Origin of the sequence: Spirosoma panaciterrae DSM 21099 (assembly GCF_000374025.1) — a bacterium.
In the GTDB taxonomy this organism is placed as follows: domain Bacteria; phylum Bacteroidota; class Bacteroidia; order Cytophagales; family Spirosomataceae; genus Spirosoma; species Spirosoma panaciterrae.
Genome location: NZ_KB893177.1, coordinates 212,058 through 218,373, shown reverse-complemented (window position 1 = coordinate 218,373; position 6,316 = coordinate 212,058). Strand labels below are relative to the sequence as shown.

Here is a 6,316-nt window from a genome sequence, read left to right as displayed (position 1 = left end):
CTGTTAGTGATTTGGGATGGCGCAGCTATCCACCGCAGCGAAGCTGTTAAGAATCTGTTAACTGATAAAGCGGGTCGAGTTCATCTGGAGCGGTTACCAGCTTATAGTCCAGAACTCAACCCAGTTGAGTTGGTATGGAGTCACCTAAAGCGAAGCTTAAAAAATCAGGTATTTACCAACTTAGACGAACTGACCATAGCGGTTCTGGAACAAATCAAACGCTTGGAAGAAAATCCAAAGCTGGTGCAGGCCTTCTTCCAAAAAAAGGAAATAGGCTTCATTACAAGTTAATTCACAGGTCTATAAGTAGGGTAAAAAATTAGTATGCATGCATACTAATAAGGGCAAAAGCATTATATTCGCAGCTGACACCAGAGAAGGGGATAAGAAAATTCTTTATTGACCAATAGTTGTGTATTTATGCTATTGGATGAAGCAGGGAAGAATGGCCGTCACGATAGTTATTATGGGGTACTAATCAGTCAATTATGAAGACTTTGCAAAACCGTATTATTGTACCAAATAAAAAGGCAGTTACAACTTTTGGTCGTAACTGCCTCAGGTTCAGGTGGTGATGGACGGAATCGAACCGCCGACACAAGGATTTTCAGTCCTTTGCTCTACCAACTGAGCTACATCACCTAAACGTGGGTGCAAAAGTACGTTTTGATATTTGTTTTACAATACATTGCCTGTATTTTTTTTAATTAACGAAGTGGCGTAAGCAGTATCCTTCTGATAATCAGCGTAAAAAAGCTGCCTAACTATATGGAAATTATTCAGCAAATTTTGTTTGTAGGGGCGTTAATAGCCACTGCCTGGTATATAACCAAACGAATTCAGCATATCAGCCGTGCCATCCGGTTAGGACGCCCTGAAAACCGAACCGACCACGCAGATGAGCGGTTGAAGACGATGTTGCTGGTAGCTTTTGGGCAAAAAAAGATGTTTACCAACCCATTGGTGGGCCTAATGCACTTCGTAATCTATGCCGGATTTTTGATCGTAAATATCGAAGTACTGGAAATTGTGCTCGATGGTGTACTAGGCACACACCGTCTGTTTGCTCCGTTTATTGCACCCGTTTATCCTTTTTTAATTGGTGTTTTCGAAATCTTGGCGGTTGGGGTGCTGACTGTTTGCGTTGTCTTTTTATGCCGTCGGTTTGTTGCGAAAGTAAGCCGCTTTCAACCAGAACGGCACCGCGAAATGACCCGTTGGCCACGTACCGACGCAGCTATTATCCTGATAGCCGAAATTCTGCTCATGATTGCGTTTTTGACCTGGAATGCCTCTGATAGTGTATTACGGGATAGGGGAGTTGGGCATTATGCTGCCTTGCAGGGTATTGTTCCTGATTTTCTGATTAGCCAGTACCTGAAGCCACTTTTTAGCAATTTTAGCGATACGGCCTTAGTTGGTTATGAGCGTGTAGCCTGGTGGTTCCATATTTTAGGGATTATGGCTTTTGCGGTTTATGTTACCTATTCAAAGCACCTGCACATTGCGCTCGGCTTTCCGAACGTCTACTTCTCGGACTTGAAACCCAAAGGCGAGATACAGAACATGCCCGAAATAACGAAAGAAGTGCAACTGTCGCTGGGTTTGCCAGTTACCACCGGAACCGATGGCGCACAAACCGACGATAATGGTCAACAGCCTGCCGAAGTAGGCCGATTCGGAGCCAAAGACGTGCAGGATCTGAAATGGATCAACCTTATGAATGCCTATAGTTGTACAGAATGTGGGCGTTGTACGGCCGCGTGTCCGGCCAATATTACAGGCAAAAAACTATCGCCACGTAAGATCATGATGGATACCCGCGACCGACTCGAAGAAATTCAGCAGGGTTGGAAAGCAAACGGGTATAATTATAAAGATGATAAGTCGCTGCTGAACGATTATATAACCGCCGAAGAACTGAATGCCTGTACAACCTGCCAGGCTTGTGTAAATGCCTGCCCAATAAATATCAACCCACTGGATATCATTCTTCAGTTGCGTCGGTATCGGGTTATGGAAGAATCGCAGGCACCCGCGTCCTGGAATGCCATGTTCAGTAATATCGAAAATAATATGGCCCCCTGGAAGTTTTCACCCAGCGATCGCTTCAACTGGGCCGATCAAGTAAATGAAGTTAAATAGGGTTTGAGACATCGGTTTACATTGGCCTATGTTTGAATAGTCTTTTGCATCAGCCTTTTGTAAACCGGAGACCGTAGCCAATTATCACAGAATTATGTCAACCGAAACAAACTATAAAGTACCTACCATGGCCGATATGGCTGCAGCTGGTGAAGAGCCGGAGATTTTATTCTGGGTAGGTTGTGCGGGTTCATTTGATGACCGATACAAGCGGGTCACCATCGCGTTTGTTCGTATTCTGAATCATGTAGGCATCAAGTTCGCTGTACTGGGCACCGAAGAATCCTGTACAGGTGACCCTGCGCGCCGGGCCGGGAATGAGTTTTTATTTCAGATGCAGGCCGTATCCAACATTCAGGTACTAAATGGCTATAACGTTAAGAAAATCGTAACAGCCTGCCCCCATTGCTTTAATACGCTCAAAAACGAATATCCTGATTTAGGTGGTACGTACGAAGTCGTTCATCATTCGCAGTTTCTTCAAGGGCTTATTAATGAAGGTCGGATTACGGTTAAAGACGGGCAGTCATTTAAGGGGCGTAAAATCACATTTCATGACTCCTGTTATCTAGGTCGGGCCAATAAGGTTTATGAAGCACCCCGTGACGTTTTGGCGGCTCTGGATGCTGATCTGGTAGAGATGAAGCGCGTGAAAGCCAATGGGCTATGCTGTGGAGCTGGCGGGGGCCAATACTTCAAGGAGCCTGAACCCGGAAAAAAAGATGTGAACGTGGAGCGGACAGAAGAAGCCCTGGCCACAGGAGCCGATACCATTGCTGTGGCTTGCCCATTTTGTATGACAATGATGTCGGATGGAGTCAAGAATAAGAATCGTGAAGATTCGGTTCGTGTTTATGACGTTGCGGAACTGATCGCTCAGAAACAGGGTCTTTGATCGCTTGAGCCTGATAAAGGATGAATTATTTTTGACAATTCATCCTTTATCAGGCATACTACATTGATTTATTATGTACATCGATTTCGACAAACTGCCCGACCATGCCCGTGTATGGATATACCAGGCAAATCGTCCCCTGACGGATGAAGAAGTGAAAACGATTGAGGTCTCTTTGCAAACCGCCTTAAACCAATGGGCGGCCCATGGTGAACCGCTGCTGTCTTCCGCGAAAGTGATCGAGAATCGGTTCATTGTGGTAGGGGTTGATGAAGGGGTTACTTTACCTAGTGGCTGCTCAATCGACTCGTCTGTTCGCACATTGCAGGAAATTGGGCAGCAGGTTGGCGTTGATTGGTTTGATCGTTCGGCCGCTATTCTGTCGGCTGAAGGGGCTCTACAGACGATTGCTTTGCCAGCTATCAAACGAGCGGTGGCTGATGGCTTACTGACACCTGACACGACCGTTATCAATACATTAGTAAAAACAAAAGCAGAGTTTTTGGCAGATTGGCAGATACCAGCCGCCAACTCCTGGCTCAAGCGCTATTTTAAACCCGCTACTGCTTAATTGGTAAAGAAAACAACGTTAAAGCCGACCGATCAAAACGTGTATATGCATTGATCGGTCGGCTTTAACGTTGTCAGGTTCTGAATCGTTCCTGCCAAATCGTCATAAATAGTCATTTTTATCCGCTGTTTTTGAACAAAGGATTAATTTTTGCAGTCATTTTTAAAAAACTCAGCGATTTGGATCGGGTAATTATCGAATTCGTTGAGTGTTGCCGATTGGAAACGGCAATTAACTCTTACTTTTATGGCGACTATTCCCGAAGTTATGTCAGATACGCCAACCAGCGACCGGAACCGCATCGGCGGACCGACCGAACCGGATCAATTTTTACCCGACAGCGATTCTGCCGAACAGCCAGAGGCTAATGCGCCTGCTCGTGGCTATTCTGAAGAGCAGAAGTACCAGATCTTTAATAAGGAGTTTATGCCACACATTGACTCCATGTACAACTTCGCGTTTCGTCTGACAATGGATGAGGACGATGCGAACGATCTGGTGCAGGACACTTATCTGAAGGCGTTTCGGTTCATTTCCTCGTTTGAGCAAGGAACTAACGCTAAAGCATGGCTGTTTCGGATTTTGAAGAACAGTTTCATCAACGATTATCGGAAGAAAAGTAAGGAACCGGCTAAAGTAGATTATCAGGACGTTGAAACGACTTATAACTCTGAAGATGCCGAATCTGAACATACGGTCGACCTGCGGGCTGAGTCCGTTTCTGATTTAATTGGCGATGAAGTAGCAACGGCTCTGAACTCGCTGCCTGTTGATTTCCGTACGGTCATTATTCTTTGTGATATTGAAGGATTCACATATGAGGAAATGGCCAAGATTCTGGATATTCCAATTGGCACTGTTCGTTCCCGCTTGCACCGCGCTCGTAACCTGCTGAAAGAGAAATTGCGTGATTACGCTTCTTCAATGGGGTACAAGGAAGAAAATGACGAATAAACCGAACTTTTTATAAGTCAATTTTGGTTCTGCTGATAACTCTTAGTTATTATTATTCTTGGAATTAATAAAATTTTTCCAATGCAAACGCCGTTACCATCCTCGTCAGGCACTAAGCCAGAGATGAAAGAACATTGCAGTCACCGGGCTGACTGCCTGAAGCTAATTCAGTTGATTTTGGATGGAGAAGCCACCGAACAACAGCTTGCCAGAGCAAAAGCGAATCTCGAGTCGTGCAAGCCCTGTATTCAGATGTATCAACTCGAAAAGGAAGTGAAAGAGCTGTTGACTAAGCGCATAGAAAAAAGATGTTGCCCTGAGCAATTGGTGGCAACCATTAAGACCCGGATTCTAAGTTTTAGTTAGTAGTGACCGTAGCAATTAGGGTAATTAAGGCGAAGCTTAGTAAAGCAGTCTTAATTACCCTAATTAATTTTATACCGTAAACCAGTCATCACTTGGAAGGTAAATTGATTATTTTTTCGGCTCCATCAGGTTCCGGAAAAACGACCATCGTTAAGCACTTGCTGGCCGAGAACAACAATCTCGGCTTTTCCATTTCGGCATGCACGCGCGACCGTCGGGGCCGTAGTGAAGAAAACGGAAAAGACTACTATTTTCTGACACCGGAAGATTTTAAACAGCGAATCGATAACGATGAATTCGTGGAATGGGAAGAAGTGTATACCGGGGCATTTTACGGCACACTTAAGTCAGAAATTGAACGTGTCTGGGCTAGTGGCAAGCATGTCCTATTCGATGTGGACGTTCAGGGGGGATTAAAACTGAAAAACTATTACGGCGATAAGGCGTTGGCTGTATTTGTCAAGGTGCCGGATGAGGCAACCCTGCGCCAGCGGCTGATTGGTCGTGGTTCTGAAACGGAAGAAAGCTTGTCTCGAAGACTGTTTAAAGTGCATTTTGAAATGAGCTTCCAGGATCGGTTCGATGTAGTTCTCATGAATGATGAGCTTGAAACCTCCCTACAGAAAGCCCAGAAACTCGTCGATGATTTTGTTCAGAAGAACCAGGTTCCCCCAAAGGGGACAATGATTTAATTAGTAATAGGAGCGAGGAGTGAGTAATAGGAGTGGCTGACGCACGCAACTTACTGATGCGTCAGCCACTCCTGTTACTCACTCCTCGCTCCTATTACTACAACACTACAAATACAATGAAAATTGGCTTATTCTTTGGCTCGTTCAACCCAATTCATGTTGGGCACCTGATTATTGCCAATACAATGGCAACGACCACTGACCTGGACCAGGTCTGGTTTGTGGTGTCGCCCCAGAACCCGTTTAAAAAGACAAAAAGCTTATTGCATGAATTCGATCGGCTTGATATGGTGGAGCGGGCCATTGCTGACAATAGTCGTCTGAAAGCTACCGATATTGAATTCTCTATGGCTCGGCCCAGCTATACTATCGACACGCTCGTTCGGCTTAGTGAAAAGTATCCGCAACATACCTTCCGGCTGATTATGGGTGAGGATAATCTGGAGCAATTCGCCAACTGGAAAAACTACGACAAGATTCTGGAGTATTATGGCCTATACGTGTACCAACGACCACGCGCGATAGAAAGCCCTTTCAAAACCCATGCGAATGTGCGGGTAATAAACGCGCCACTGCTGGATATATCAGCTACGTTTATCCGGGATTGCGTCCGGGCCAACCGGTCTATCCGCTACATGGTGCCGGACGTGGTAGAAGAGATGATCGAACGAAAAAAGTTTTATTTGTAACGTG

The 6,316-nt window shown here is 45.2% G+C and carries 8 protein-coding genes and 1 tRNA gene; 8 read left to right on the top strand and 1 reads right to left on the bottom strand.

Features of this window, described 5'->3' with window-relative positions; genetic code table 11:
• A partial coding sequence (locus B153_RS34915) for a transposase (RefSeq protein WP_020596448.1) occupies positions 1–291 on the top strand: 291 nt, incomplete at its 5' end.
• Positions 292–569: 278 nt separating this feature from the next.
• Here the strand turns inward: B153_RS34915 and B153_RS0109405 are convergent.
• Positions 570–642: transfer RNA gene (locus B153_RS0109405), tRNA-Phe, on the bottom strand.
• Positions 643–768: 126 nt separating this feature from the next.
• On the opposite strand from B153_RS0109405, the gene B153_RS0109400 reads away from it, so the two are divergent.
• The 7 genes from B153_RS0109400 to nadD all read left to right on the top strand — a co-directional run bounded on the left by B153_RS0109400 (position 769) and on the right by nadD (position 6,312).
• Entirely contained in the window at positions 769–2,145 is a 1,377-nt protein-coding gene (locus B153_RS0109400; protein WP_020596447.1) for a 4Fe-4S dicluster domain-containing protein, read from the top strand.
• 94 nt (positions 2,146–2,239) lie between these two features.
• Complete coding sequence (locus B153_RS0109395; protein WP_020596446.1) at positions 2,240–3,040, top strand: (Fe-S)-binding protein; 801 nt, start codon at positions 2,240–2,242, stop codon at positions 3,038–3,040.
• 73 nt (positions 3,041–3,113) lie between these two features.
• Positions 3,114–3,611 carry a hypothetical protein gene (locus B153_RS0109390; protein ID WP_020596445.1) on the top strand — a complete coding sequence of 166 codons (498 nt, stop codon included), beginning with the start codon at positions 3,114–3,116 and terminating at the stop codon, positions 3,609–3,611.
• A 246-nt stretch (positions 3,612–3,857) separates the two neighbouring features.
• On the top strand, positions 3,858–4,565 hold the full coding sequence (locus tag B153_RS0109385) for a sigma-70 family RNA polymerase sigma factor (protein ID WP_020596444.1): 708 nt from the start codon (positions 3,858–3,860) through the stop codon (positions 4,563–4,565).
• 123 nt (positions 4,566–4,688) lie between these two features.
• Positions 4,689–4,931 carry a hypothetical protein gene (locus B153_RS0109380; RefSeq protein WP_020596443.1) on the top strand — a complete coding sequence of 81 codons (243 nt, stop codon included), beginning with the start codon at positions 4,689–4,691 and terminating at the stop codon, positions 4,929–4,931.
• Between the two features lie 92 nt (positions 4,932–5,023).
• The gene (gene gmk / locus B153_RS0109375) at positions 5,024–5,623 is read left to right on the top strand and encodes a guanylate kinase (RefSeq protein ID WP_020596442.1); all 600 of its coding nucleotides are present in this window, start codon (positions 5,024–5,026) and stop codon (positions 5,621–5,623) included.
• A gap of 116 nt (positions 5,624–5,739) precedes the next feature.
• Positions 5,740–6,312 carry a nicotinate (nicotinamide) nucleotide adenylyltransferase gene (nadD, locus tag B153_RS0109370; protein WP_020596441.1) on the top strand — a complete coding sequence of 191 codons (573 nt, stop codon included), beginning with the start codon at positions 5,740–5,742 and terminating at the stop codon, positions 6,310–6,312.
• Positions 6,313–6,316 lie beyond the last annotated feature (4 nt).